The sequence below is a fragment of the Paenibacillus sp. RC67 genome, from assembly GCF_030020805.1.
In the GTDB taxonomy this organism is placed as follows: domain Bacteria; phylum Bacillota; class Bacilli; order Paenibacillales; family NBRC-103111; genus Paenibacillus_S.
The window spans coordinates 2,765,186-2,791,048 of record NZ_CP125098.1 but is presented as its reverse complement, the minus strand read 5'-3'; the positions used below and the strand labels follow the sequence as shown (position 1 = coordinate 2,791,048).

Here is a 25,863-nt window from a genome sequence, read left to right as displayed (position 1 = left end):
ACTTTGTGATTGGAGTCACATAGAAATGAACGGTATTGTGTCGAGTGAAGCTGTATAAAAAAATCGCCCTCCTTAAAAAGGAGGACAAAATCGTTCAATTAGAAACCGGTAGTCGCAGTATTCGTGCCGCTATCTTTTAAGTTCTCCGCATTATTGAACCCGGCATTTCCAAATACCGTATTCTCATCGCACCGGGCAGACCCAATACGTATGGCAGCAGCAGAACTTTGGTAGATTGTATTGTTTATAATGATATTACGCTTAGCTGATGAACTTGCGTCTTCTCCAACAACATCTATCAAAATCCCTACTTCCGTACGACGCACATCATTACTTTTGACCGCGTTAGAATCTCCATTCAGGATGGAAATGCCACGAACCGACCCGTATACGGAATTACCTGTAATGGAGTTGCCGTAAGGTCTATCATCTCCTGCATTCTCACTAGCATCAAGCTGAATCCCTGCGGATGAAGCACGTGAAATGACATTATTTACAATTGTATTGTTGCTACACGCGTCCTTCAAACGAATTCCATATGTAGAGCTATTTTCCTGATCTGTAAGTGCATAAGGAGCAACAATATTGGCTTCAATTAAATGATTCGAACACGCATTCACCTTGGAGGATACCATGATAGCCGCATCTGTAGTAAACTCCATTACGTTTCCGGTAATATGCGAATAAGTGCTGCCTGCAATCAACTGTATACAATGTTTACTAATGTTTTTGAAGTGATTCCCTTGAATCGTATGGTTCGCACCGCCTTCTACGACAATACCGTATCCTTCCATAGGGCTTTGTGAACCAAATACCTTTATAAAGGTACAATTTGAAATGATAACATGCTGTGATCGTACTAGACGAATCCCATTAGCGACACCAGTAAAGACACAGTTTCTTACAGTGATATTAGCACCTTCAACTATGTAAATACCTCTTTCGACAATGTCCCCTGATGCACCGCTAGGACCGACCCCTTCGAAACTAATCCCTTCAATGGAATAATTATTGATACCAGCGCCACTATACAGCATAAACATATCCGCGTTTCCGGCCCGTATAACTGTATGCTCTGCTCCTGCACCAATCAAGGTAACTTTGTTTCTAATGAGCAAACCACGACTAATAAAATATTTCCCAGAAGGTATAAAGACAGCTCCACCTTTAGCAGCAGCAGCGTCAATCGCGGATTGAATGTACGGAGCATCGTCATCATATCCGTTGCCCACAGCTCCGAAGTCCTTCACGTTGAGCCAAGACTTATTATCAGTTACGGGCACATTCGTTGTGGCAGCACTGGCTTCTAATGGCAGACCTGCGCCCGCAACAATCAGCGCACCTGCTGCCCCCATCGATGCAAGCAGTTGTCTCCGAGTCATCGACTTATCTTTTGGTTCATTAGATGGCAATTCTAGCTCCTCCCCCTATTTGGATCTCTATGAAAATTATAGCTTTCATAGTTTCGGATGGCAACCCCGGTCCTTTTTTGGGAGCATAAGTCATTTAATAACAAAAAACAGACCCTCAGGTCTGCTCACTAATTATTATCATTCTTATTCCATCGTGTTAACGGAACATGCCCCACAGCTTGATCAAATGAAATGTATTATTCGGATCGATGCGTTGTGCTATGACAAAATTGATCATTTGTTCCCTCTGCATATCGGTTAACCTCTCTCCGAGTACTTTCGAGAGCATTTCGACAAACCTTCTTACCTTTGTCCTATCCTGCAAGTCCGTCTTCGTCACACCTTGCAAAATCATTTTGATACGCTCTTTCGTATCCGGATTTTTCATTTTCAACTTTACTCGTTCCACAAAAACGGGATCGAAGCCATATTTTTGATAGCTCATGTCACGAACTCCTCCCATCAAGGAAATGGTAGTCTTATGTGCCAACCTCTCTGTAAGTCTATGACGGAAGGCTCGGACATGTGTCTTATATTATGGCTTCACAAGCAAGATTAGGTGTTAATCCAACAAATCACTGTCAAAAATATTCTCCCGACGTAAAAATTCGTGGAGCATGGAATAGCCCGCTGCTGTCCAAAAATCCGGTTGACGCACCATAGCCGCAGCATCGTCTCGAGCTTGCTCCATCGTTTCAAAATCCGTAACCATGTCAGCGATTCGAAAATCCGGCATACCGCTTTGCTTCGTTCCGAAAAAGTCACCAGGACCTCTTAATTCCAAATCCCGCCGTGCAATCTCGAAACCGTCATTCGTGTCCGTCATCGCCTTCATTCGCTGCTTACCTACTTCATTTTTTGGATCTGCTATGAGCACACAATACGATTGATGCTCCCCTCTACCAACGCGGCCACGGAGCTGATGCAGCTGAGATAGCCCGAAGCGATGTGCATCATAAACGATCATCAGTGTTGAGTTCGGAACGTCAACCCCTACTTCAATAACCGTAGTGGATACCAGCACTTGAACATGATTTTCGCTGAATTCGCGCATAACCTCATCTTTTTCAGCTGGAGCCATTCGCCCATGCAGCAAACCGACACGCAAATCAGGAAAGGCAAATTGGATTTGCGCATGTACATCGATCGCGTTTTGAACGTCCAGCTTCTCCGATTCTTCAATTAACGGACAAATCACATAAGCCTGACGGCCAGCATCGACTTCACGACGAATAAAACCGAGCACCCGTTCCAGCATATCGTGAGTTACCGCATACGTTTTGATAGGCTTTCTACCTTTAGGAAGCTCGCGCAAAGTCGAAACATCCATATCCCCAAATGCGGTTATGGCAAGCGTTCTTGGAATTGGCGTCGCCGTCATCGTAAGCACGTCCGGATTCATCCCCTTGCGGCGTAAAACACTTCTTTGGTTGACCCCAAATCGGTGCTGTTCGTCTGTTACAACCAACCCAAGCTTTCGAAAAAATACATCGTCCTGTATCAGTGCATGGGTTCCTACCACTACATCAATCATTCCAAGCTGCAGAGCACCCAAAACCTCCCTGCGTTGGCGCGCCGTCGAGCTGCCTGTTAGGAGCGCAACTTGAATGCCATAAGACTCAAACAACCGTTCTAAGGAACGTTTATGCTGCTCCGCTAATATTTCCGTCGGCACCATCAATGCGCCTTGATAACCTGCTTTTACAACGGCGAACAATGCTGCTGCGGCTACTACCGTTTTTCCTGCTCCTACATCACCTTGAAGCAGCCGATTCATGCAGAAGGGCTGCTGCAGATCATGCAGGATTTCAGCAAGAACATTTTTCTGTGATTCTGTTAATGTAAAAGGAAGTGCCCTAACAAACGCACGTACTCCTGGCAGATCTATCGGATGAGCTACCCCGTCCGCCCTATCATGATTGATAGCACGGTATGCCTGCATCTTTAGCTGAAACAAGAATAGCTCTTCAAATACCATCCGTTTGCGTGCTCTTTGTCCGTTCTCCATTGATTCAGGCAGATGCAGCAAAGCAACCGCTTGTTTACGTGCCATTAAATCGTACTTGTCGAGCAGCTCTTGGGGCAGCACTTCAGGGATTAAACCTCCATACTGCGTCAACGCCTGCTTCATCGTTTGCCGCATCCACTTTTGCGTAATAGAGCCTGTCACTGAATAAACAGGCTGCAGCGTACCAATCTGCGATGTCCCTTTTCCCGGAAATTCGGACTCCGATACGGTCAAGTGCAGCCTCTTTTGATCCCATTTTCCAGTCAAGACAATGTCCGACCCTGTTTGAAACTGATCCTTTAAGAAATGGCGGTTAAACCAGACTGCGGTAATAAACAGCTTGTCCACAATGATTTTGCATGTTAGACGGGATTTGATTCTACCATACATTTGGACCTGTGGCAGACCAACAATGGTTCCTTGAACGGTAATTTTATCTCCGTCCTTGGCTTCGGTCAGATCGCGCAGCGTGTAGTCTTCATAACGAAAAGGATAATAATCGAGCAGCTCTCCAACAGTAGAAATGCCAAGGACAAGCAGCTCTTCTGGCTTCTTGCCCTTGATGCCGTACACTTCTTTGACTGGAACTTTATATAAATCAATCGACATGCTACGCCGGTCTTACAAACGCTGCTACGGCTCCGGGACCGGCATGCGTCCCTACAACAGGACCGATTTCAGCATAATTTAAGCTTTGAATCGTAAAGTGCTCTTTTAACAACACACTCATCTCCTCAGCATAAGGAATGTTATTGGCATGAGCGACCGTTACGTGAAGCGGTCTATCGCCATAATCTGATTTTAGCAGCTCCATGATACGGGCCATCGCCTTTTTCTGCCCTCTCACTTTATCTACCGAGAAGACCTCTCCATCATCGGAAATGGACAAAATCGGTTTAATGTTTAGAAGCGATCCCAAAAGAGCTGCCGCCTTACCGATCCGTCCGCCTTTCTGTAAATACTCAAGTGTATCCACTAAAAAATAAATTTTTTGTTCCCTGCGAATGGTCTCCAGCATACTCACGATTTCGTCCCTGCTTTTTCCTTCTTTAGCAGCTTCGGCTGCTGTAACGGCTAGCATACCGATTCCATAGGAAGCTGTTAAGGAATCGAAAACGGTGAGATTGACTGTATCCTCCAGCATGGATTGAGCAAGCAGCGCCGACTGATACGTTCCACTCATATGAGAAGATAAATGAATAGAAAGGATTGGGTTATCTCCCTCTTCCGCCAATCGCTTATAAGTTTCCATAAACTCAACAGGCGATGGCTGAGAGGTCGTAGGAAGCGAAGAAACACTTGCTAATTTTTCAAAAAAAGCAGCAGACCCCATATCCACTGAATCTCTATACGTTTCAGTACCAAAATGAACCTTTAACGGCACCATTTCAATGTTCAAAGCCTTGCGCAAATCTGCCGGAATATCAGCCGTGCTGTCCGTGACAACTCGAACCTGACTCAATCAGTTCACCCCAAATATTCAATTTATCAAACGTGTTACTCTGCAGAAATAATATAATAATATATCGGTTGACCACCGACATGAACTTCGACTTCAACATCGTTATAATGCTGCTCTACGTATTCCACTAAATGTCCTGTCTGTTCTTGCTCCGCTTCTTCCCCGGTGTATAAAGTCACAATCTCGGCACCGTCCGCCAGAAGACTATCCATCAGCTTTTGGCATGAGGTAAGCAGATCCGAATCTGAGGCAACAATTTTGTTGTTATGAATACCGATATAATCCCCCTGCTTTATGTTGAGATCATCGATTTGCGTATCACGAACCGCATAGGTGACTAGACCGGATTGAACATGCTGGATTGCTTGCTGCATCACATCTGTATTTTCATCGGGCGCCATGGTGTCTCGATAAGCTATAACCGCTGCAATACCCTGGGGGATCGTTTTAGTCGGAATCACGACAATTTGCTTCCCTTCCACAAGTTCAACCGCCTGCTGGGCTGCCAAAATAATGTTCGAGTTATTAGGGAGGACGAACACAGTCTGAGCATGGACCTCAGATACAGCTTTGACGATGTCCTCTGTGCTCGGATTCATCGTTTGTCCACCTAATAACACCTGATCTACACCAAGACTCGAAAAAATATTGGAGATGCCTTGCCCCGCAGAAACAGCAACGAATCCGTATCGTTTGAGCGTGCGGCTACTTTCATTTCTTGCAAGGGTCACTTCCTCTGCAGCGCTTGGTGCTGTGTCCGCGTGGATGATATGGGAATGCTGATCACGCATATTTTCAATCTTAATCCGACTTAAATCACCGAATTTCATTGCATAGTTCATCACACTGCCAGGATACTCCGCATGAATGTGCACCTTAACTAAATCGTCATCTGCCACAACAAGCAAAGAATCACCAAAGGTAGAAAGCTGTTCCCGAAACTGCTTTTCGTCAAACCCGTTGACCGAAAGTTTACCATCGTTAAGCGTAACTATAAACTCTGTGCAGTATCCAAATTCAATATCCTCAGTGGCCAATTGGGATTGCGGTCGGCTAGAAGTCGTATGCGCCGCTGAAACGGCCGGATGATACAAGCTATCCGTTACCCCTCCGTCTGTTGGCTTGACTTGAGGTTGTGCCGCCGGAATCTCTCCTTCTTGGGAAGCCAGCTGCTGTAGCGCTTGTACAAAACCTTCATATATGAACATCAGCCCTTGCCCACCTGCATCTACTACGCCTACCTGTTTAAGCACCGGAAGCATTTCAGGTGTACGGGAAAGTGCCTCATTACCTTTTTTCCATACTTCTTTCATAAGCTCAGTAACATCCGAGGTTCGTTTAGCAGAGCCTACAGCCTGCTTGGCTGCCTCTTTGGAGACGGTTAGGATAGTTCCCTCTACCGGCTTTACAACCGCCTTATAAGCCATATCTACGCCATTCTGCAGCGCCGCTGCAAACCGATCTGCGTCAATGGACTCCAAATCGGACACCGACTTGGAGAATCCTCTGAACAGTTGGGATAAAATGACACCGGAATTACCGCGGGCTCCCATCAAGAGTCCTTTAGCCAGCGCATCCGCAGCTTTCCCGATATGATTTGTTGGACGTCTGCGAAGCTCCTCTACACCAGAGGTTAGAGTTAAGTTCATATTGGTTCCTGTGTCACCATCCGGAACAGGAAAAACATTGAGCGCGTTGACGTTGTCCTCATTTTCTCTAAGCTGTCGGGCTCCTTCCTCCACCATGCGGATAAAGTCCATCCCGTTAATTACATTTAAGCGCTTACTCAAAAAAACATTCCCCTCCCTGCGAAGTTAAGCCGCGTTAACTGCCACAGCTCCCTTTGCGTTACTGAGCCACACGAACGCCTTGAACATAAATGTTCACCGACTCCACTGCCAGACCCACAACTTCACTTAAAACGTATTTTACCTTTGTCTGCACATTGTGGGCCACAACCGATATTTTTGTGCCGTAGCTAACTACAATATATAGATCAATTGTCAGTGCTCCCTGCGCGTCTTTACGGACCTCGACACCTCGACTCAAATTATCGCGGCGAAGCAATTCCGCAATACCATCCTTGAACTGATTACGCGAAGCCATTCCTACCAGTCCATAACAATCCAAAGCAGCCGATCCCGCCAATACTGCAATCACTTCTTCGGTAATATATACTTTGCCATATTCCGTTGCCAGTTCGATAGCCATTTATACAGCTCCTTTGATATAGATTAGAATGGACTCCAAATCATTTTACTATATCAAACGAAAGAAATAAATAAAATTTGGACAAACTTCCTTAAAAACATCGCAGCAGCGTTGACGGCATTTATCCCGTTGTGATATGATATTTGAGTGTGTTTTTTAACAGGTTTTTCTTACGGAGAATGCTTTTGAAGACATGTAGTTAGGTCATCGAGGCTGTTAAGGAGGTGTAATACAATGTCCCGCAAATGTTTCATTACTGGCAAAGGACCAGGTACTGGTAACCACGTGTCCCACGCTAACAACAAATCAAAGCGCACTTGGGGTGTTAACGTTCAGAAAGTTCGCATTCTGGTGGACGGTAAGCCGAAGCGCGTTTATGTAAGCACGAAAGCTTTGAAATCCGGAAAAGTTACTCGTGTCTAGTTCTAAATATCAGATAGACAAAAAGCACCTGGCCGCAGGTGCTTTTTTTAGTTTGATTGTCGCAGGCCCAAGTACACTCCATCCCTCTTTGGCCGCCTTAAGTATCCGTTCATGATACACTCAGTTCTTACTGAATGTATTAAGTACTGCTTTAACAAATCCGCCTATGATTCTCGGTAGCTTGATTGTGTAAAACTTCATTTCTACCCCTCCTCCGTTTTTCACTAGCAAAGCTCCTGCGCGAACGTTTTTCGCCTGCGTTCTCACCTTCACCGCTTCGGTACAAGGCAGTCAACGGAACAAAGTCAAGTCATTATACTCCATTCTATTCCGCAGCTTTGCAAAACGTGCCTATCCCATGCCGATCCACAAAAACAAAAAAGGCTACAAAAGCCTAAACTTTTGTAACCATGTTATGCGGCAAAAGGCCGGAATATGACAGATGAGGTACACATCCATTTTATGTATAGCCTTAGGTTTAAGGAGCCGCTGGCAGTTGTCCTGTCTTTGCAGCGACATATAAAGCATAGATAACAGCAAATATAAAATATAGAACGATAGTCGAGGCGACAAATGCAATTCTCATTCCTCGGCTCTCATGTCTTTTGAAAAATTGAACACCTGTAATTAACGCACCAAGTGAGAAAATATATTTTAACAGATCGTTGATTTGAGAGAATAAACAAAGCAAGAGTGCGCAAAGTATGCTATAACCTAGTACTGTTAAAAATCTCACCCGCTCGTCACACCCCGCTTCGAATCTGGCGAATCGCCTCGGCGCGATCATTGCGGTTAAATACTGCACTGCCTGCAACAAGCACATTTGCTCCAGCGGCTACAACCTGTTGGGCGGTTTCCGCATTAATGCCTCCGTCTACTTCGATGTCTACATGATGTAAACCTCTTGCATTCAACATCTCACGCAGCTTGGCAATTTTCGGCAGCATGGCAGGAATGAACTTTTGTCCGCCAAACCCTGGATTCACCGTCATAATGAGCACTAAATCCAAATTTTCGTCCATCACATGCTCTAGAGTTGATAGTGGAGTTGCCGGATTGAGCACAACTCCCGCTTTTACATTCTGTTCTTTAATGAAATGCAATGTACGATGAAGATGTCGGCATGCTTCCACATGTACAGAGATCAAATCAGCACCCGCTTTGGCGAAAGCAGGAATATAACCATCTGGGTTCTCAATCATGAGATGAACGTCCAAGGGCAGCTTTGTACGCGGACGAATCGACTCAACGACAAGAGGTCCGATGGTAATATTGGGAACGAAATGACCATCCATTACATCAACATGAATCCAATCCGCTCCCCCTCTTTCCACATCGGCAATTTCATCACCTAACTTGGAAAAATCAGCAGATAAAATCGATGGCGCAATATTCAGCATCTGAATCAGTACCTCCTTTTTCTCTCTTTAATGTCCGTTAAAAATTGTAAATAGTGTTCGTATCGAGATAAGGAGATTTCTCCTTTTTCCTTGGCCTCAATAACTTTGCAGCCTGGCTCGTGAAGATGCAAGCAGCCTCTGAATTTGCATTCGGCTGAGTGCGGCTTGAATTCTCTAAAGCAAGAGCTCAACTGCTCCGCTTCATCAATTTGCAAAAAATCAAGTTGGCTGAATCCTGGAGTATCTGCCACTAGCCCTCCGTTGGATAGACGAATCAACTCTACATGCCGGGTGGTATGCTTACCTCTCCCAAGCTTCATACTGATTTGATTCGTTTCCAGCTGGAGACCAGGTACCATTGCATTCAACAAGGAAGACTTACCGACACCGGATTGTCCAGCAAAGACACTAATGCGCCCTGCCAGCTGATCCAGTACCGGAGCAATTCCGACTCCACATTTGGCGCTGGTTACGACGGTTCGATAACCGATTGATTCGTACAATTGTACGATATGGCTAACCCCTGAAGATAACATGTCGCCTTTGGAGGGAACGGTTGCTTCCGATTCCTTATCTTCAGTAACCAGATCTTGCTTCGTTAAGCAAATAATCGTTTCCAATCCGGCGCTTTCCGTATGAACGAGAAACTTGTCCAACAGCTGCAAATTGAGTGTCGGCTCTGTAACAGCAAACACAAGAACGACAAGCTCCACATTAGCCACAGGAGGTCTTACAAGCTCCGAAGTTCGCGGTAAAATTTCGTCAACCGTTCCTTCGCCATTTTCCGTCAACTCAAAAAGCACCTTGTCCCCAACCAATGGAGAGACACCGCGTTTTTTAAATATCCCGCGGGCTCTGCATTGAATAGAGGTCATTTGCTCGTCTTCTTCTGAAAGCACATAATAATATCCGCTAAGCGCCTTTACGATTAAACCGGCTGGCATTCATTATCTGCCTCCTGTGTTGTTTGGATTACTAATCTGCGCGCCAGCTGGAGTAGCCGAGCCTGTATTCCCATTGGCGTTAGCATTATTAGACCCTGGTGTCGTGCCGCTATTACTTGTCGTACCCGTCCCCGTGTTTTTAGCAGGAGGTGTTGGCGTTGGGGTTGCTCCTGGGCTCGGCGTAGGCGTTGGGGTCGGCGTATTGCTCGGCGTTGTGCCGCTGCCCTGACCACCGGTAGGGATCGGATTAAACGGTTTTCCGCTTTTCCACGCCAGAAAATCTTGGTAGGTCACAGTGATCATATCAGCAACTATATTGTCCTGCTTGATAATGATCGTTGCATCTTTGTCCGGTGACAGGACCAGGTTCACATCCGTTGTCGTCGCTTTCGTGACGTTCGTGAGTGTCTTGTAATCGAAGTTATCGTACGCTGCGTCGCTAAGAATAATTTTAACTGTCGAAGCTTTTCCTTCCTTCGCCGGCTTGATCGGTACCGTTACCGTCATCGGTCCTGCTTCCTCCGGATAGCCTGAACTAATAATAAGCTTAATCTCAGTGCCTGGAGGTACTTCTTCTTTATACTTGTAAGGGAACTGAGTAATAACCTTCCCTTTAGGCTGTTTATAGCTGGTTTCGTAGGTGATGCCGTCAGCAGCCAGCTTCAGATTATTGACAGTAATCTTGGACTTGGCTTCCGCTTCGGTCAAACCAACCAAATCAGGCATAGCAATGCTCTCTCTGCCCTTGCTAACAGTAAGCTTCACCGTAGCAGTGACAGGATCAAATTCTTCATCCTGACCCGGGTTCTGCTGCAGAACCGTTCCTGGCTCCGCATCAATAAACTTTTGATCTATAGTAATCTTATCTTCTTTAATTCCTAACGCCATAATAGCCGTCTTGGCATCGGCAAGCTTGGCCCCCACGACATTCGGCATTTTCAGCTTATCGATTCCCTTGCTTACTGTGAGCGTGACTTTGCTGTGCACCTTCAGTTTTTGGTTCGATATGCTTTGCCGGATTACGGTATCCTTGGCAACATCTCGAGAGCTCTCCTGCACCACCTCAGCTTCTAATTGCGCTGCAGCCAGTTTTGCTTTCGCTTCGGTAATAGGAAGGTTTACGACATAAGGCACGTCCACTTCCTGAACAGTAAATTTGGACTTCACCACGCCGACCATATACCACATTGCGCCTAATACGAACAAGAGAACGATAATCCAGATCAGCGGTTTTACCCAGCCTTTTTTCTTCTTGCTGCCGTTCACAACGGGTTCTACTGATTTCTCATCTATGTTATCCTCATCGTCATCCGACTCCGTCATATATTGACCAGGGCGAATGGCAGGAATAATCCGAGTCTTCTCTTCATCCAGCTCGTCCTCGTCCAAGAAATTAATTTTGGCTTCATTGCGGCGGTGAGGCAGCAGACAGCTATCCAAATCTTCCAGCATCTGCTTCGCAGAGCGGTAACGTTCCGCAGGATTTTTACGCATGGCCTTTAATATAATATTTTCCACACTTTGCGGAATCAGCGGATTCACTTTGCGAGGGTCTTCTACTTCCTCCTGCAAATGCTTCAATGCAACGCTTATCGGGCTTTCTCCCAAAAAGGGGAGCCGACCTGTCAGCATCTGATACATAACGATACCAAGCGAATATAAGTCGGATTGTTCCCCTGTAAAGGTACCTTTGGCATGCTCAGGCGAGAAATAATGGACAGAACCGACGACAGAACCGGTCTGAGTAATCGTGGAAGAGGTCACAGCGCGGGCAATACCGAAATCAGTCACTTTGACCCTGCCGTTTTTACCTATCAAAATATTATGAGGCTTAATATCGCGATGGATGATTTGATTGTGATGGGCGTGATCGAGAGCGTCACATATTTGGCTGGCGACGTTAACCGCTTCTTCCACCTGCAAGGGCGCCTTTTCCTTGATCAGCTCATTTAATGTCGTACCTTCGATGTATTCCATCACAATATAGTGAATGTCTTCCTCTTGACCTACATCGTAGATACTGACCACATTCGAGTGAGATAGTGATGCCGCTGCCTGCGCTTCCCTGCGGAAGCGCTGGATGAATTCCTCGTCATGCACGTACTGCTGACGCAGCACTTTTACGGCGACGTGACGATGTAATAACATATCAAGTCCTTTATACACTATAGCCATACCGCCGCCGCCGACACGCTCGAGAATTTCGTAACGGCCTCCCAGCTGCTTACCTATCATTCACCATCACCCCGTTTCACCGTCAAAATGTTCTGCATCTCCCGTTAACGGATCAGCAGCATTACTGACCAACACCACGGTAATGTTGTCGTCGCCACCCGCTTCCAGCGCTTCGTTAACAAGCAGCTGGGCCTTTTCTTCCAACGGCTCCAAGCCATTTACTAAAGTTAGCAGCTGTTCCCTGCTCACCAAAGAACTAAGTCCGTCACTGCAAATAAGCAAAACGTCTCCGTTGTTCCATATAAAATCCTGAATATCCACTTCAATTGTCGCTTCGGTACCCAGTGCTCTAGTCAAAACATTGCGGCGAGGATGATGTGTAGCTTCTTCACGAGTAATCTGTCCGCTCTTGACCAGTTCATTAACCAAGGAATGATCTTCCGTCACCTGCTCTATAGCTCCGCCACTGAATCTGTAAGCACGGCTATCGCCGATATGTCCGATAACAACGGTTTGCTCGTCAGCTAGTACGGTAACTACAGTGGTTCCCATTCCATAATAATTTTCGCGCTGTGAGGCAAAGTCGAAGATCTTCTCATTCGCAAGCTCTACTGCTTGCTTCACTTGCAAACGACGTTGCTCGACGGAAGTATCACTAGCAATGCTTTGCAATTCATTCTGAATAATATCCACGGCCATTTGACTTGCGACATCACCGGCTTGGTGACCGCCCATGCCATCAGCTACAATAGCCAACACGAAACCATTTAAGTTCTCCTGAACAATCGCTCGGTCTTCATTGACCATTCGGACGCGCCCTACATCCGTTTGATTGGCCGTTTTCACCATCGTTCTCCTCACCTCGCACCTGACTCCATATGCTTCGCACGCAGTTGTCCACAAGCAGCGGCAATATCGCTCCCTTGCTCCCGGCGTATAGTTGCATTAACTTTGTTACGTTCTAGTATACGCTGGAATGTAAAGATATCGTCCCTAGGCGTTCGCACATAATCTCGTTCCGATACAAAATTGACAGGAATCAGATTGACGTGAGCCATCGGAAACTGCTTCAATACTTGTCCAAGTTCCTCCGCATGCTCCGGACGATCATTAACTCCACCCATTAGAGCATATTCAAATGTGATGCGTCGGCCCGTCTTGGCAACATAGTATTGACAGGCCTCGAGGAGGTCGGCGAAAGGAAATCTGCGGTTCACCGGCATCAGCTTGGAACGAAGCTTGTCATTCGGCGCATGAATGGATATCGCAAGATTGATTTGCGTCTGCTCATCCGCAAAACGGTAAATGTTCGGTACGATCCCGCTTGTGGATACGGTGATATGTCGTTGTCCAATGTTCAACCCTTTAGGATGAATCATGACATTCAAAAACTTCATCATCGCATCATAGTTCTCAAACGGCTCTCCAATCCCCATGATAACGATGCTGCTTACCCGCTCTTCTGTTGCATCCAGCAGTTGCTGCGCTTTAACCACCTGAGCGATAATTTCACCTGGTGCCAAATTCCGCTTGAGTCCTGTAAGTGTCGACGCACAGAAGGTGCATCCTACCCGGCAGCCGACTTGCGTCGTTACGCATACGCTGTTGCCGTAGCTGTGCTTCATAATGACCGTCTCAATGGCATTCTTGTCCGTTAGCTCAAACAAGAACTTAACCGTGCCGTCCTTCGATTCGTACTTGGCCACTTCGGTTAACGTGACAAAATCGAACTGTTGGGTCAGTTTGTCTCGTAGTCCTTTGGACAAGTTCGTCATCTCTTCGAAGCTTGATACTCTTTTCACATAGAGCCAATCAAATATTTGACCTGCACGAAAACCCGATTCTCCGTTTGCCTTCACCCATTCCTGCCATTCTTCCAATGACAGGTCGTAAACGTAGGGTTTGCTGGTCAATTGTTGTTCTTGTTTATTTGTCATTTCCAAAGTTATCACAACCTGTTTGTCTATTAATCAATGCATACGTTTGATTTTACCATATATCTCGTCGTTACGCTCGTTTTCGCAACTTGGCGATGAAGAATCCGTCGGATTGGTACTCGTCAGGATAAATTTGCAGCGGATCTTCTTCGAGCTCAAATTCAGGATGTTCCTGTAAGAACCGATGGACCATTCCTTCATTTTCATTGTGCTCAATAGTACAAGTGCTGTAAACAAGCACACCACCAGGACGAAGAAGTTGATGAACTTGGGACAGCAGCTCTTGTTGAATCATACAAATTTCATCCAATTCCCGTTCTTGCTTGTTCCACTTCATATCCGGTTTTCGACGAATAACACCAAGGCCAGAGCATGGAGCATCCAGCAGGATCCGATCAAAGCTGCCTGCACCAAACCGCTCAGAAAGCTTGCGTGCATCGGAGGTTATGGTGCGGACCGATTGGAGTCCAAGTCGATCCGCTTGATCTCGAATCAATTTTTCCTTGTGTTCATGGATATCACAGGCCCAAACTTCTCCGCGATCATCCATCTTTTCTGCCATATGCATTGTCTTTCCGCCTGGCGCTGCGCAGCAGTCTAATATTTTCTCTCCGGGCACAGGATCGACAGTTTCCGCAACGAGCATCGAGCTTTCATCCTGAATGGAGAATAGCCCTTCCGCAAACCATGGCGTCAATGCCATGTTCCCTCCGCCTTTAACCAGTACTCCCGCTGGAGCAAGTTCCGACGGCTCTGCTTGCAGGCCCGCTTCCTTAAGCAAATTTACTAATTGATCACGGCTGATCTTTACCGTGTTCGCTCTTAGACTGACCCGCGGCGGTACATTATTAGCTTCACAGATCCGCTCCGTCCGTTCTTCACCAATTTGACGAACCCAACGCCTCACCATCCATTCAGGATGAGAATGCTTAAGAGCTATTCGTTCAACGATTGGCAGCTTATCAGAAATGCTGAGCGTGTCTTTTTGTCTGATTACATTGCGAAGCACACCGTTAACCATGCCTGAAATGCCCTGATGGCCTTTCTTTTTCGCAAGATTGACCGCTTCATTCACGATCGCATGATCCGGAATTCGATCCAAGTACATCATTTGATAAAAGCTCATTCTAAGCAAGCTTCTCACCCAAGGCTGCAGCTTGGCCATTCCTTTGGCAACAAAACGTTCCAAGAAATAATCAATCGTGTTCAACCTTTGAATCGTCCCATAGACGATCTCGGTAGCCAATCCTGCATCGGCCTTATCCAAGCCGTATTTTTGAAGTGTCTGATGAAGCAGCAGGTTGCTGTATGAACGGTCCTGCTCTGTACGGACAAGCACATCGAGCGCAGCTTCTCTTGCTGTCCCGGACTTAGAAGCTGTTTTACCCTCGCTATGACGACCGCTCTTGCCGGTTATTTTACCGGTAGTCCCGTTGCTTTTGTTCACTATAAGTAATCCTCCTGCATTTATTGCGCTGCACTGCCTAGTTGGGTTCCAACGGATAGTTGACCGCCTCGGATCCATTGCGCTGCATCCATTGCTTTTTTGCCCGCGGGCTGAAGTTCAGTTATGGTAATCGTTCCGCTGCCAGTGGCAACTTCAATTCCATACTCCCCCATACCTACAACGGTGCCAGGTTCGCTGCTGTTCGAGTGATTTGTTGATTCTGTGTCAGGTTTGCGGCAGCTCCATAGCTTTAGCACTTCACCATTCCACAATGTATAAGCACCTGGGCGAGGGTTCAATCCTCTAATTTGATTCCAAATGGCCACAGCCGATTTATTCCAGTCAATCAACTCTTGAACTCTTGTAATATTAGGTGAATATATCGCATCAGCGTCATTTTGCGGCACCGCTTGGATTTGACCTGCAACCAATTCAGGAAGCGTCTCCGTTAGTAATTGTGCACCGGCAATACTCAACTTCTCGAACATCGTTCCCTGTGTATCCGTATCCTCGATATTAACTTCCACTTTGCTGATCATATCCCCGGTATCCAAGCCTTCAGCCATATACATAATGGTTACGCCAGTCACTGCATCCCCATTCATAACGGCATGATGAATCGGCGCGCCTCCACGATATTTGGGTAACAAGGAAGCATGAATGTTAATGCAGCCGTGTTTCGGAAGCTCTAACACCGATTTAGGCAAAATCTGACCGTATGCCGCCGTAACAATAAGATCCGGCTGCAATTCTTTTAGCTCCTGCACAGACTCCGGACGTCTCAGTCTCTCTGGCTGCAGTACAGGGATGCCATGCTTCAGTGCTTCTACTTTGACCGGTGTTGGTGTCAATATACGCTTGCGCCCAACCGGACGATCCGGTTGGGTCACAACGCCTACAACTTGCACTCCATTGTCGAGCAAAGCTTGAAGAGAAGGCACGGCGAAATCCGGCGTGCCCATAAATACTACTCTCATGATTCACCGCCATGCTGTTCACCGCGGTACATTTTCTCCGCGAGATCGGTATAGAGCACTCCGTTCAAATGATCGACTTCGTGCAAAATACAGCGTGCAAGCAAATCCGTACCTTCGATAACGATTTCGTTCCCGTCGCGGTCAAGACCTTTGACTTTCACACGCTGTGCGCGGCGTACATCACCGGTTTTGCCAGGAATGCTTAAGCAGCCTTCCGGTCCGAACTGCTCGCCTTCTTTCTCAATCACTTCTGGATTGATAAGCTCGATAAGTCCGTGATCGTCCCCAACGTCCATAACAATAACACGTTTCAAAATACCAATTTGCGGAGCCGCCAAGCCTACGCCTTCCGCATCGTACATTGTATCTGCCATATCGTTAAGCAGTTTATGAATGTTGGAGTTGATTTTGGTTACCGGCTTGCACATTTCCCGAAGTACTGGGTCCGGGTCTTTCACGATGATTTTAATTGCCATAATAAACACACCTTTCCATCTTTTCAATCCGTTTCAACATACTAATCTATTGTTAAGGAATAAGGACGTATTTTACATCAACACTTGTGGATCGACATCCACGCTAATCGTAAGCTTGTGCTGTTTCTCCATATCCTCAAAAGCAGCGACCGCGCGCCGTACAAGGCCGGATATCGTAGCTTCTCCCCGATATTTTATCATGCATTGAAATCGATATCTATCTTTGATTCGAGCAATTGGAGATGCGACCGGGCCCAAAATTTCAATGGGAAGCGGATGCAGCTCCTTGGCAAGCTCTTTCAATCGGGCCGCTAATGATTCTGCTGTCCTCATCAGAAGAGGGATTTGCTCATGACTCATTGTAATAAGAATAAGTCGATGAAACGGCGGATACTCGTGAAGCTTGCGAAGCGTCATTTCTTTATCCATAAAGCTCAAGTAATCGTGTCTGCTCGCACTAATAATACTATAATGCTCAGGTGCGTAAGTCTGAACAAACACTTCACCAGGAAGCTCATGTCTCCCCGCTCTACCAGCCACTTGCGTCAAAAGCTGAAACGTGCGCTCTGCCGCCCTGAAATCCGGCAAGTTCAGCACCGTATCCGCAGCCAAGGCACCTACCAAGGTTACATGAGGAAAATCGAGACCTTTTGCCACCATTTGAGTCCCTAACAGCACATCCGCTTGACGGTTACGGAACATCGTTAGCCATTTTTCATGAGAACCCTTTTCGGTCGTCGTATCCACATCCATCCGGATGACACGAATGCCTGGAAACAGCTTGCTCAGTTCTTCCTCTACCCTTTGCGTTCCCGTCCCGAAATGGCGGATATGCTCGCTACTGCAAGATGGGCAAACCGTTAGCTCTCGCTCGGCATATCCACAGTAATGGCACCGGATCGCATGCGAGCTCTGGTGATAAGTCAATGAAATATCACAATGAGGACATTGAGCCACATAACCGCAAGTACGACACATAACAAAGGTCGAGTATCCTCGACGGTTTAAAAGTAAAACGATCTGCTCTTTCTTGTGTAACCGTTCTTCTATCGCTTTATACAAACCTCTGCTAAACATGGAGCGGTTGCCTGTTCTAAGCTCCTCCCTCATGTCTATAATTTGCACTTTGGGAAGCGGACGCCCTTCCACCCGATTATGCATCGTCAATAGTTCGAAAGGGACCCTGTCACGTTGTACTTGACGCACAGTGGATTCATTCGAAGATTTCTCTTCGACATCAAAGAGCGTCAATGTTTGAACTTCTACATTTGTCTCTTGTTGATATGAAGCCGACTTCGAAGCAGGCAAAGTGCCATACATGCTTTCAAGGGACGGCGTAGCCGACCCAAGAACAACTACTGCATCGTGCTGAGATGCACGTGCAACAGCTACATCGCGAGCATGATATTTGGGGCTCTCCTCCTGCTTATAAGACGATTCATGCTCTTCATCTATAATGATCAGACCTAATTTCGTAAAAGGGGCAAAAATAGCTGAGCGCGCACCAATAACGACGCGCACCTGCTTTAGCATAATTTTGCGCCATTCATCATACCGCTCACCATGAGATAATCGACTGTGCAATACGGCCACAAGATCTCCAAAGCGCCCTTTGAAGCGCTCAACCATTTGGGGTGTCAGCGAAATTTCAGGCACAAGTACGATAGCTTCCCTTCCTTGATCCAGACAGGTTTGAATCGACTGCAAATACACTTCCGTCTTTCCACTGCCTGTAACGCCATGAAGTAGAAACACCCTATGTTCACGACCAGTCACCGCATCAGCGATCCGTCCAAACACCTGCTGCTGCTCGGGCATTAACGCAAGCGGCAGCGTTTTATTAAACTTTCTCTGTGCATAAGGGTCCCGGAATACCTCAACTTCTTTAATCTCAAGCCAGCCTTTATCCGCCAAGCTTTTCACCGTACCTGCACTGATCCCTAGCTCATTTAACAGCTCCGTAAGCTTTACAGGGAACGGATGCTCGGCCATATAAAGCAGCACTTCTTTTTGCTTTCCTGCCCTATTAGGCAATTCCTTTTCCCATTCCAGCAGTTGTTCAGGCTCATCCATAGGGAACACGGTAAGCACCTTTTTGGCAGCCATCCGGTCTTTGATCATCTGCATTTCAACCAGAAGCCCTTCCGACATCAATTGCTTGATGAGAACACCGTCTGAACTGAATTTTTGCAGTAACGCCTCGATTTCGACCGATCCTTTTTCCTTCACATAACGAATGATTTCCTGCTGCTCAGGAAGCAGCAAAGTATATTGTCCATTTGAGGGAGAAGCGGTTGTGTCTGCAGCACTTACATGGCGCTCATATTTGGCCTTCAATGCACCAGGTATCATAGCTTGCAGTGCTGTGATCTCATTGCATAGATAAGTTTGGCTTATCCAATGTGCCAATGCGACCAAATCCGGAGTTAAAGGAGGATACAAATCCATAACTTCAGCGATCGGTTTGACCTTACTTGGATCAAAATCCGAGCGTTGATGAAGCTCGACGACGAACCCTTGCAGCTTGCGCGGGCCAAACGGGACACCTACTCGGCTCCCGACCGTTACCCACTCCTTCATTGATTCCGGAATCAAATAATCGAAGGCACGGTTCGTTTGCTTCGCTGGGACGTCCACTATGACTTTTGCATACATTAGTTCGTTCTGTCTCCCTTCTCTATCCGTTCGGCCACATAAAGAAGCAAGCTTCTGGCTACCTCCAGCTTGCTCATTACAGGAAGCGCTTCTACAAGCCCCTTTTGATCGTAAATGCGCACGACATTGGTGTCAGTCCCGAACCCGGCTCCTTCTTGAGTCACATCATTGGCAACCAACAGATCGCAATTTTTCCGTTTCAGCTTATCTATAGCGTGCTCATCTAACCGCTCAGTTTCTGCAGCAAAGCCGACAACAAATTGATGCGATTTCATACTGCCGATCGTCTGCAAAATATCTGTATTTTTAACGAGCTTTAGCGTCATTTCCTCGTCTTTTTTCTTAATCTTCTGATGCGCCTGCTCTGCAGGCCTATAATCAGCTACCGCAGCAGCTTTGATGATAATGTCCATTTCTGGCATTCTTGCGATAACCGCATCCAACATTTCCCGAGCCGATTCAATCCGTATCGTTCGGATTCCTTCCGGGAGTGGAGCTGAAGCCTTACCTACAACTAATGTAACGTCTGCCCCCATTCTTCGGGCTGCTTCGGCAATAGCGAAGCCCATTTTTCCCGAAGAGTCATTGGTCAAATAACGGACCGGATCAATCCGTTCAACGGTACCACCAGCCGTAACAAGCAGCTTTTTCCCTTTAAATACTTGTCTTTCATCAAAATAACGCTCGATAGCCGCGACGATTTGTTCCGGCTCTTCGAGCCTTCCTTTACCCACATAGCCGCAAGCAAGCTGCCCTGTGCCGGGCTCGATAAACAATACGCCGCGCTCAGCCAAGGTTCGCATATTCGCCTGAACTGCCGGATGGGCATACATATGTACATTCATCGCCGGAGCAACAAAGATAGGTGCTGTGGTAGCAAGCAGCGTTGTGCTGAGCATATCGTCAGCCAAGCCTTGGGCCATTTTGGCAATGATATTCGCAGTTGCAGGCGCAACAACAACCAAATCGGCATGATCTGCCAGATCGATATGTGAGACAACCGAAGCATCTTTTTCATCGAACGTATCCACAATCACATCGTGACGGGATAGCGTTTGAAACGTTAAAGGCGCAATAAATCGAGTCGCCGACTCCGTCATAATGACTCTAACTTCTGCCCCTGCCTGCTTCAGCTTGCTGCAAATAGCGGCTGCTTTATAAGCGGCAATACCTCCGCTAACGCCTAAAAGTATCGTTTTACCTTTCAGCATCCGTTTCACCCCCGATATTCGAGAAAAAAATAACAACCACGAGGGTTGTTGTAAAGGTTACTTCACTAATTCTTTATTTTGCAGCTTCTCGTAAGAAATATGATCTTCGTAAATTTCTTCTAACGCCAGACCTACAAATTTATGCGATCTTTTGTTGCGTACCTCGGTTTTCGAACCATCACGAAGCATTCTTGCCCGTTTCGCTGCTGCTACGACCAACGAGTACTTGCTGTCTACTTTGTCCAGCAATTTATCGATTGAAGGATATAACATGTTTAGTTCACCTCTACCATCCATTGTTTGATTTTGTTAACCACTTTTTCTTTACGGCAATGCTCGGCTACTATGATAGATTGAATACGCGAACAGGCATTCTCGACATGATCATTCACGATAGCATAATCATAATGCTCCATCAGACGGATTTCCTCCATAGCAACCGACATCCGATTGCGGATAGACTCCTCGGACTCGGTTCCGCGCCCAACGATCCGATTCTCAAGCTCATCCATTGAAGGAGGAAGCAGGAATATAAATACGCCTTGAGGAAACTTTTGTTTTACTTTCAAAGCGCCTTGAACTTCAATTTCAAGAATAATATCGTGCCCGGCATTTAACGTTTCTTCTACGAATTTTCGTGGTGTTCCGTAAAAATTACCGACATATTCCGCCCATTCCAGCATTTGATCCTCTGCAATAAGCTGTTGGAATTGTTCTCTGGACTTAAAGAAATAATTCACACCGTCCACTTCACCCTGCCTTGGCTCACGGGTTGTGGCGGAAACAGAGTAGATCAGGTCAGGTGCACACTGCCTAAGCGCTTTGCAGACCGTTCCTTTGCCTACTCCGGATGGACCTGATAATACAATTAATATTCCTTTTTCCTTACTCGTCATGATCATCGTCCTTATTAGAAAGTCGATGGGCCACCGTTTCAGGCTGCACTGCAGACAAGATGACATGATCGCTGTCCGTAATTATCACTGCACGCGTACGGCGGCCGTAGGTTGCATCAATCAGCATGTGACGGTCGCGCGCTTCTTGAATAATCCTTTTGATTGGCGCGGATTCCGGACTCACGATGGAAATGATTCGGTTAGCGGATACGATATTACCGAATCCGATATTAATAAGTTTGATTGCCATCTTGTTTCCTCCTAAGAGCTTCGCGTAGTGAAAGCTTAACATCGTAAGCATCAGCAGAGCTTCCCGAAAGGAAGACTGCTTTCAATAGCATCGACTTAGCTTTCCCTAAGTAAAAGCCTACATCGTAAAGCATAACCCAAGCTTGCTGTCGCAAAACGTGGCTGCTACTCAATATTTTGAATCTGCTCTCTCATTTTCTCCAGCTCCGCCTTCATTTCAACCACAATAGCGGTAAGACCGGCATGATTGGCTTTAGACCCGATGGTATTCACTTCTCTATTCATTTCCTGAACGAGGAAATCCAGTTTTCTACCAATCGGCTCAGGCGACCCTAGCAGCTGCTTGCACTGCTGAAAATGACTAAGCAGTCTTGTTATTTCCTCATCTACATTCGCACGGTCAGCGAAAATCGCAATTTCCGTTGCCAACCGCACTTCATCGATAACAGGCTGCTGCATCAGCTCCTGAATACGCGAACGCAGCTTTCCTGCATAATCCTGCACTGCTTGAGGAGATAATTGACGCGCTTGCTCCAGATAAGACTCCAGAGTTTGAACGCGCTGCGACGTGTCTTCCCCTAGATGGGCTCCTTCAGATGTACGCATCTGGATGAGGTGTTGAATGGCTTCTTGGACACTTAGTGTCCACTCTCGTTCCATTTCCTCTTCCGCTGCTTCATCCGCTTCTCGGAACGTTATGAGCTCGGGAATACGAAGATAGTCTTGTATAGTAACCGTACCTTCCAATCCGAACTTAGTCTTCAGTTGTTCGGCTGCAGAGCGATAAGCTTCTGCCGCTGTCCAGTTGATCTCCATGGATCCGACTGCATCCGGCTTGCGTTCTACGGTTACAAAGACATCCACTCGCCCGCGCTTGATCTCCTGCTGAACGACACGTTTAAGGAGATCCTCATATTTCATCCATTCTCGGGGCATCCGAACCTGCACTTCGCAATAACGGTGATTGACAGACTTCACGTCCAATTGAACGGTATACCCCGCAAAAGAACGATTTGCTTGTCCGAATCCGGTCATACTGCGAACCATGGCATTCACATCCATTATTCTATATTAATTCATTTTGTCAATGGGTACAAGTGGAAACTGCCAGGCCGGATTTCTCCCACACATAGTTCGTCAGCTGTACCGTCATTTCATATGAAAGGAACGGTGTCATTAAATAAATACCGTTAAAATATTTCATCGCCGTGTCCAGTAATTCCTTCGCGATTTGTACGCCCATGGCTCGGCCTTCTTCGCCTTTTAACTCACCCATACGCTGACGTACATCATCGGACAACTGGATTCCGGGAACCTCATTATGCAAATAAGTAGCATTGCCACCGCTCGCAAGAGGCATAATTCCAATAAAAATAGGAACGGATAAGTGCTTCGTTGCTTCATATATCTTTTCTATTAATTCCGCATTATAAACCGGTTGCGTCATAATATAATCCGCACCAGCTTCAATTTTGCGTTCTAGCCTTTGAACGGCTTTGTCCAAATATTTTACGTTAGGGTTAAAAGCGGCACCGACAATAAAATTAGCTGTCTTCTTAAGCGCTTTGCCTGAGAATGCAACCCCTTCATTCAACTGCTTGATCATACGGATGATTTCAAATGAAGTCAAGTCGTACACGGAGCTCGAACCCGGTAAATCACCGAAGCGCGCAGGATCTCCCGTTACTGCAAGCACGTGGTCAATACCCAAAGCATGCAATCCCATCATATGCGACTGGGTCCCGATCATATTGCGATCGCGGCATGCGATATGAATTAATGGTCGAAGTCCAGTCTGCTCTTTGACCAAATAGCCAAGTGCCAAGTTACTCATCCGCGTTACAGCTAATGAATTGTCCGCCATCGTTAACGCGTCGACTTTCGCTTCCTTGAGCGCTTGAGCTCCTTGCATAAATTTAGTGATATCCAAGTCCCGTGGCGGATCCAGTTCTACAATGACGGTATGCCGTTGTTTAACCAGCTCCACAATATTGGGCTCCTGAGAGTTCGGCCCTTGACCGAACGGAGGCGCAATCTTGGCTTCGGTGGTTTGGAATAGCTCTCGTTCCGCCGTTATCTGAAAGCCTGTTGAGTGGGAAGCCGTCTGCAGCAAGCTCACTTTAGTGGAATCTGGTGTGTAATCATGAAGAGATTGAGCCATTGCGGCAACATGCTCCGGTGTCGTACCGCAGCAGCCACCGATAATGCGAGCACCCAGGTCAGCAAACTTCAGCGCTGTCTCAGCAAAATATTGCGGGGTAGCCGCATAAGTGAAACGCCCATCCACATAATCAGGAGTTCCGGCATTTGGGAATACCGAGAACGGCAGCGGCTCATTCATCCCGGCTACTTTTTCAAGCGAACGAAGTAAACCATTAGGACCGCTGCGGCAGTTAAAGCCTACTACGTCCGCCCCATTTTGCTTCAGCTTAGTGAAGGCTTCCTGAAGCGTAGCCCCATCGTGAGTCGTTCCTGTGCCTTCTGTAGCAAACTGGCAAATGACAGGAATATCGCTCAGTTTACGAATGATTTTTAACGCAAGAAGCATTTCATCCAAATCGTAGAACGATTCCAGCAGCAAGCCGTCTACCTTAGTATCCAGTAAAACCTCGATTTGCTGACGCAAATCTTCCTTTACTTTGGTCGTTCTGACATTCTTTCTTTTACCGGCACGGATAGACCCAATCGCTCCTACGACATAGGCGTCTTCCCCTACCGCTTTACGAGCAAGCTCTACACCTGCCCGGTTAATGGCTTCTACATCCTGCTCAAGACCGTATTTGGACAACTTTTCGCGATTTGCAGAAAAGGTATTCGTTTCAATGATCCGCGCACCCGCTTCATAATAGCGGCGATGTACGTCCATAATGACATCCGGCTTTAACAAATTCAATTCTTCATAAGAGATTCCAACCGGAAACCCCATTTGATACAAGTATGTCCCCATGGCTCCATCGCCGACTAATATATGCTGACGGAGCGCTTCTCTCAACTCAAGCTTCATGTTCTTCCGCCTCGTCTTTCCCATGTAAATACGTTGATGTGATGAAATGTATATGACTTACAGCGTAACACTGCCTTCAAATACCTGTTCAGCAGGTCCTGTCATATAGACGTGATTATTTGACTCATCCCATTCGATAAACAGGTCTCCACCTTTTAAAGAGACTGTCGCCGCCCGTTCCGCTTTACCATTTAACACCGAAGCAACCAAAGTAGCACAAGCTCCGGTCCCGCAAGCAAGCGTAGGTCCTGCTCCTCGTTCCCAAACGCGCATATCCATGGCGACAGGAGATTGTACCGTTACAAACTCAACGTTAACACGGCGTGGAAACATCGGATGCACCTCAAGCTGTGGACCCCACTTCGCCAAATCAAAGCCACCGGCATCATCCACATAAATGACGCAGTGAGGATTGCCCATAGAAACTGCCGTAAACGCAAATTGGCGTCCGTCCACTTCTATGGGATGATTCTTCACCAGATCAAGATCGACCGTCGTTGGCACTTCCGTTCCTTTTAAAATCGGTGCTCCCATATCGACACGAACGGCCGTTACTTTACCTTCCTCTACAGTCAACTGTACTTTTTGAGCGCCTGCACCGATCGTTTCTATGATAAGCTCTCGTCTATTGGCATCTACTAAGCCATGCTCATAAATATATTTAGCGACACAGCGAACGGCGTTGCCGCACTGTTCCGATTCGGTTCCGTCCGAATTGATAATTCGCATCTTGTAATCAGCTATCTCCGAAGGAAGTATATATACTAAACCATCTGCACCGATTCCGAAAAATCGGCTGCACAGCCGGATTGCCAGATTGCTTGCGTCTGTCGGCAGCTCTTTTTCTCCTCCGACAACGATAAAATCATTCCCAAGCCCATGCATTTTAGTAAAATTCATCTTGGTTCTCCCCTGCTTTCTATCCTACTCCCGTATTCTCTTGGTTTAGCCATTATCATAACGCAAAAACAAGGTA

Annotated in this window: 25 protein-coding genes; 1 reads left to right on the top strand and 24 read right to left on the bottom strand. The window is 46.7% G+C overall.

Going from position 1 to position 25,863, the window contains the following annotated elements:
- Positions 1-98 precede the first annotated feature (98 nt).
- The 6 genes from QMA13_RS12645 to QMA13_RS12620 form a co-directional block, all read right to left on the bottom strand.
- Entirely contained in the window at positions 99-1,412 is a 1,314-nt protein-coding gene (locus QMA13_RS12645; protein ID WP_282941735.1) for a right-handed parallel beta-helix repeat-containing protein, read from the bottom strand.
- Between the two features lie 157 nt (positions 1,413-1,569).
- On the bottom strand, positions 1,570-1,857 hold the full coding sequence (locus QMA13_RS12640; protein WP_282941734.1) for a stage VI sporulation protein F: 288 nt from the start codon (positions 1,855-1,857) through the stop codon (positions 1,570-1,572).
- A gap of 117 nt (positions 1,858-1,974) precedes the next feature.
- Positions 1,975-4,029, bottom strand: a complete 2,055-nt coding sequence (recG, locus tag QMA13_RS12635; RefSeq protein WP_282941733.1) for an ATP-dependent DNA helicase RecG — start codon at positions 4,027-4,029, stop codon at positions 1,975-1,977.
- 1 nt (position 4,030) lies between these two features.
- Complete coding sequence (locus QMA13_RS12630; protein ID WP_282941732.1) at positions 4,031-4,882, bottom strand: DegV family protein; 852 nt, start codon at positions 4,880-4,882, stop codon at positions 4,031-4,033.
- 35 nt (positions 4,883-4,917) lie between these two features.
- Entirely contained in the window at positions 4,918-6,672 is a 1,755-nt protein-coding gene (locus tag QMA13_RS12625) for a DAK2 domain-containing protein (RefSeq protein WP_282941731.1), read from the bottom strand.
- 58 nt (positions 6,673-6,730) lie between these two features.
- On the bottom strand, positions 6,731-7,093 hold the full coding sequence (locus tag QMA13_RS12620; protein WP_282941730.1) for an Asp23/Gls24 family envelope stress response protein: 363 nt from the start codon (positions 7,091-7,093) through the stop codon (positions 6,731-6,733).
- Positions 7,094-7,327: 234 nt separating this feature from the next.
- Between QMA13_RS12620 and rpmB the strand changes: the two genes are divergently transcribed.
- Entirely contained in the window at positions 7,328-7,516 is a 189-nt protein-coding gene (gene rpmB, locus QMA13_RS12615; RefSeq protein WP_028550362.1) for a 50S ribosomal protein L28, read from the top strand.
- 120 nt (positions 7,517-7,636) lie between these two features.
- Here the strand turns inward: rpmB and spoVM are convergent, their stop codons facing one another.
- The 18 genes from spoVM to dapF form a co-directional block, all read right to left on the bottom strand.
- Positions 7,637-7,717, bottom strand: coding sequence for a stage V sporulation protein SpoVM (spoVM, locus tag QMA13_RS12610; protein WP_036746143.1), 81 nt, complete (start codon positions 7,715-7,717; stop codon positions 7,637-7,639).
- A 277-nt stretch (positions 7,718-7,994) separates the two neighbouring features.
- Complete coding sequence (locus tag QMA13_RS12605) at positions 7,995-8,252, bottom strand: hypothetical protein (protein ID WP_282941729.1); 258 nt, start codon at positions 8,250-8,252, stop codon at positions 7,995-7,997.
- A 7-nt stretch (positions 8,253-8,259) separates the two neighbouring features.
- Complete coding sequence (rpe, locus tag QMA13_RS12600; protein WP_282941728.1) at positions 8,260-8,916, bottom strand: ribulose-phosphate 3-epimerase; 657 nt, start codon at positions 8,914-8,916, stop codon at positions 8,260-8,262.
- Between the two features lie 5 nt (positions 8,917-8,921).
- Positions 8,922-9,860, bottom strand: a complete 939-nt coding sequence (gene rsgA, locus QMA13_RS12595; protein ID WP_282941727.1) for a ribosome small subunit-dependent GTPase A — start codon at positions 9,858-9,860, stop codon at positions 8,922-8,924.
- Positions 9,861-9,863: 3 nt separating this feature from the next.
- Positions 9,864-12,095: a Stk1 family PASTA domain-containing Ser/Thr kinase gene (gene pknB / locus QMA13_RS12590; protein ID WP_282941726.1), complete on the bottom strand. Its 2,232-nt coding sequence runs from the start codon at positions 12,093-12,095 to the stop codon at positions 9,864-9,866.
- Positions 12,096-12,101: 6 nt separating this feature from the next.
- Positions 12,102-12,884 (bottom strand): Stp1/IreP family PP2C-type Ser/Thr phosphatase, encoded by a 783-nt coding sequence (locus QMA13_RS12585; RefSeq protein ID WP_282941725.1) that lies wholly within the window; start codon positions 12,882-12,884, stop codon positions 12,102-12,104.
- Positions 12,885-12,892: 8 nt separating this feature from the next.
- Positions 12,893-13,972, bottom strand: coding sequence for a dual-specificity RNA methyltransferase RlmN (gene rlmN, locus QMA13_RS12580; RefSeq protein ID WP_282941724.1), 1,080 nt, complete (start codon positions 13,970-13,972; stop codon positions 12,893-12,895).
- Positions 13,973-14,042: 70 nt separating this feature from the next.
- A complete protein-coding gene (gene rsmB, locus QMA13_RS12575; protein WP_481858164.1) occupies positions 14,043-15,497 on the bottom strand; it encodes a 16S rRNA (cytosine(967)-C(5))-methyltransferase RsmB in 1,455 nt (484 codons plus the stop codon).
- Positions 15,440-16,396, bottom strand: a complete 957-nt coding sequence (gene fmt, locus QMA13_RS12570) for a methionyl-tRNA formyltransferase (RefSeq protein WP_282941723.1) — start codon at positions 16,394-16,396, stop codon at positions 15,440-15,442. The genes rsmB and fmt overlap by 58 nt, the downstream gene beginning before the upstream one ends.
- Positions 16,393-16,872 (bottom strand): peptide deformylase, encoded by a 480-nt coding sequence (def, locus tag QMA13_RS12565; protein ID WP_028550354.1) that lies wholly within the window; start codon positions 16,870-16,872, stop codon positions 16,393-16,395. Before def ends, fmt begins: the two co-directional genes overlap by 4 nt.
- A gap of 72 nt (positions 16,873-16,944) precedes the next feature.
- The gene (priA, locus tag QMA13_RS12560; protein WP_282941722.1) at positions 16,945-19,527 is read right to left on the bottom strand and encodes a primosomal protein N'; all 2,583 of its coding nucleotides are present in this window, start codon (positions 19,525-19,527) and stop codon (positions 16,945-16,947) included.
- The gene (gene coaBC / locus QMA13_RS12555; protein ID WP_282941721.1) at positions 19,527-20,738 is read right to left on the bottom strand and encodes a bifunctional phosphopantothenoylcysteine decarboxylase/phosphopantothenate--cysteine ligase CoaBC; all 1,212 of its coding nucleotides are present in this window, start codon (positions 20,736-20,738) and stop codon (positions 19,527-19,529) included. Before coaBC ends, priA begins: the two co-directional genes overlap by 1 nt.
- Positions 20,739-20,795: 57 nt before the next feature.
- Positions 20,796-21,011 (bottom strand): DNA-directed RNA polymerase subunit omega, encoded by a 216-nt coding sequence (rpoZ, locus tag QMA13_RS12550; protein WP_282941720.1) that lies wholly within the window; start codon positions 21,009-21,011, stop codon positions 20,796-20,798.
- A gap of 2 nt (positions 21,012-21,013) precedes the next feature.
- Positions 21,014-21,640, bottom strand: coding sequence for a guanylate kinase (gmk, locus tag QMA13_RS12545; RefSeq protein ID WP_282941719.1), 627 nt, complete (start codon positions 21,638-21,640; stop codon positions 21,014-21,016).
- Complete coding sequence (gene remA, locus QMA13_RS12540) at positions 21,624-21,884, bottom strand: extracellular matrix/biofilm regulator RemA (RefSeq protein ID WP_009672664.1); 261 nt, start codon at positions 21,882-21,884, stop codon at positions 21,624-21,626. The genes gmk and remA overlap by 17 nt, the downstream gene beginning before the upstream one ends.
- A 164-nt stretch (positions 21,885-22,048) precedes the next feature.
- Positions 22,049-22,930 (bottom strand): YicC/YloC family endoribonuclease, encoded by an 882-nt coding sequence (locus QMA13_RS12535; protein ID WP_282941718.1) that lies wholly within the window; start codon positions 22,928-22,930, stop codon positions 22,049-22,051.
- Positions 22,931-22,967: 37 nt separating this feature from the next.
- The gene (locus tag QMA13_RS12530; RefSeq protein ID WP_282941717.1) at positions 22,968-24,887 is read right to left on the bottom strand and encodes a bifunctional homocysteine S-methyltransferase/methylenetetrahydrofolate reductase; all 1,920 of its coding nucleotides are present in this window, start codon (positions 24,885-24,887) and stop codon (positions 22,968-22,970) included.
- Between the two features lie 57 nt (positions 24,888-24,944).
- Positions 24,945-25,787 (bottom strand): diaminopimelate epimerase, encoded by an 843-nt coding sequence (dapF, locus tag QMA13_RS12525; RefSeq protein WP_282941716.1) that lies wholly within the window; start codon positions 25,785-25,787, stop codon positions 24,945-24,947.
- Positions 25,788-25,863: the final 76 nt, after the last annotated feature.

Excerpts from the sequence above, each read along its gene's own strand:
- QMA13_RS12640 (WP_282941734.1), bottom strand. The coding sequence starts at position 1,857 with ATGAGCTATCAAAAATATGGCTTCGATCCCGTTTTTGTGGAACGAGTA.
- recG (WP_282941733.1), bottom strand. The coding sequence starts at position 4,029 with ATGTCGATTGATTTATATAAAGTTCCAGTCAAAGAAGTGTACGGCATC.
- QMA13_RS12620 (WP_282941730.1), bottom strand. The coding sequence starts at position 7,093 with ATGGCTATCGAACTGGCAACGGAATATGGCAAAGTATATATTACCGAA.
- rpmB (WP_028550362.1), top strand. The coding sequence starts at position 7,328 with ATGTCCCGCAAATGTTTCATTACTGGCAAAGGACCAGGTACTGGTAAC.
- spoVM (WP_036746143.1), bottom strand. The coding sequence starts at position 7,717 with ATGAAGTTTTACACAATCAAGCTACCGAGAATCATAGGCGGATTTGTT.
- rpe (WP_282941728.1), bottom strand. The coding sequence starts at position 8,916 with ATGCTGAATATTGCGCCATCGATTTTATCTGCTGATTTTTCCAAGTTA.
- rsgA (WP_282941727.1), bottom strand. The coding sequence starts at position 9,860 with ATGCCAGCCGGTTTAATCGTAAAGGCGCTTAGCGGATATTATTATGTG.
- pknB (WP_282941726.1), bottom strand. The coding sequence starts at position 12,095 with ATGATAGGTAAGCAGCTGGGAGGCCGTTACGAAATTCTCGAGCGTGTC.
- QMA13_RS12585 (WP_282941725.1), bottom strand. The coding sequence starts at position 12,884 with ATGGTGAAAACGGCCAATCAAACGGATGTAGGGCGCGTCCGAATGGTC.
- rlmN (WP_282941724.1), bottom strand. The coding sequence starts at position 13,972 with ATGACAAATAAACAAGAACAACAATTGACCAGCAAACCCTACGTTTAC.
- rsmB (WP_481858164.1), bottom strand. The coding sequence starts at position 15,497 with ATGGATCCGAGGCGGTCAACTATCCGTTGGAACCCAACTAGGCAGTGC.
- fmt (WP_282941723.1), bottom strand. The coding sequence starts at position 16,396 with ATGAGAGTAGTATTTATGGGCACGCCGGATTTCGCCGTGCCTTCTCTT.
- def (WP_028550354.1), bottom strand. The coding sequence starts at position 16,872 with ATGGCAATTAAAATCATCGTGAAAGACCCGGACCCAGTACTTCGGGAA.
- priA (WP_282941722.1), bottom strand. The coding sequence starts at position 19,527 with ATGTATGCAAAAGTCATAGTGGACGTCCCAGCGAAGCAAACGAACCGT.
- coaBC (WP_282941721.1), bottom strand. The coding sequence starts at position 20,738 with ATGCTGAAAGGTAAAACGATACTTTTAGGCGTTAGCGGAGGTATTGCC.
- rpoZ (WP_282941720.1), bottom strand. The coding sequence starts at position 21,011 with ATGTTATATCCTTCAATCGATAAATTGCTGGACAAAGTAGACAGCAAG.
- gmk (WP_282941719.1), bottom strand. The coding sequence starts at position 21,640 with ATGATCATGACGAGTAAGGAAAAAGGAATATTAATTGTATTATCAGGT.
- remA (WP_009672664.1), bottom strand. The coding sequence starts at position 21,884 with ATGGCAATCAAACTTATTAATATCGGATTCGGTAATATCGTATCCGCT.
- QMA13_RS12535 (WP_282941718.1), bottom strand. The coding sequence starts at position 22,930 with ATGGTTCGCAGTATGACCGGATTCGGACAAGCAAATCGTTCTTTTGCG.
- QMA13_RS12530 (WP_282941717.1), bottom strand. The coding sequence starts at position 24,887 with ATGAAGCTTGAGTTGAGAGAAGCGCTCCGTCAGCATATATTAGTCGGC.
- dapF (WP_282941716.1), bottom strand. The coding sequence starts at position 25,787 with ATGAATTTTACTAAAATGCATGGGCTTGGGAATGATTTTATCGTTGTC.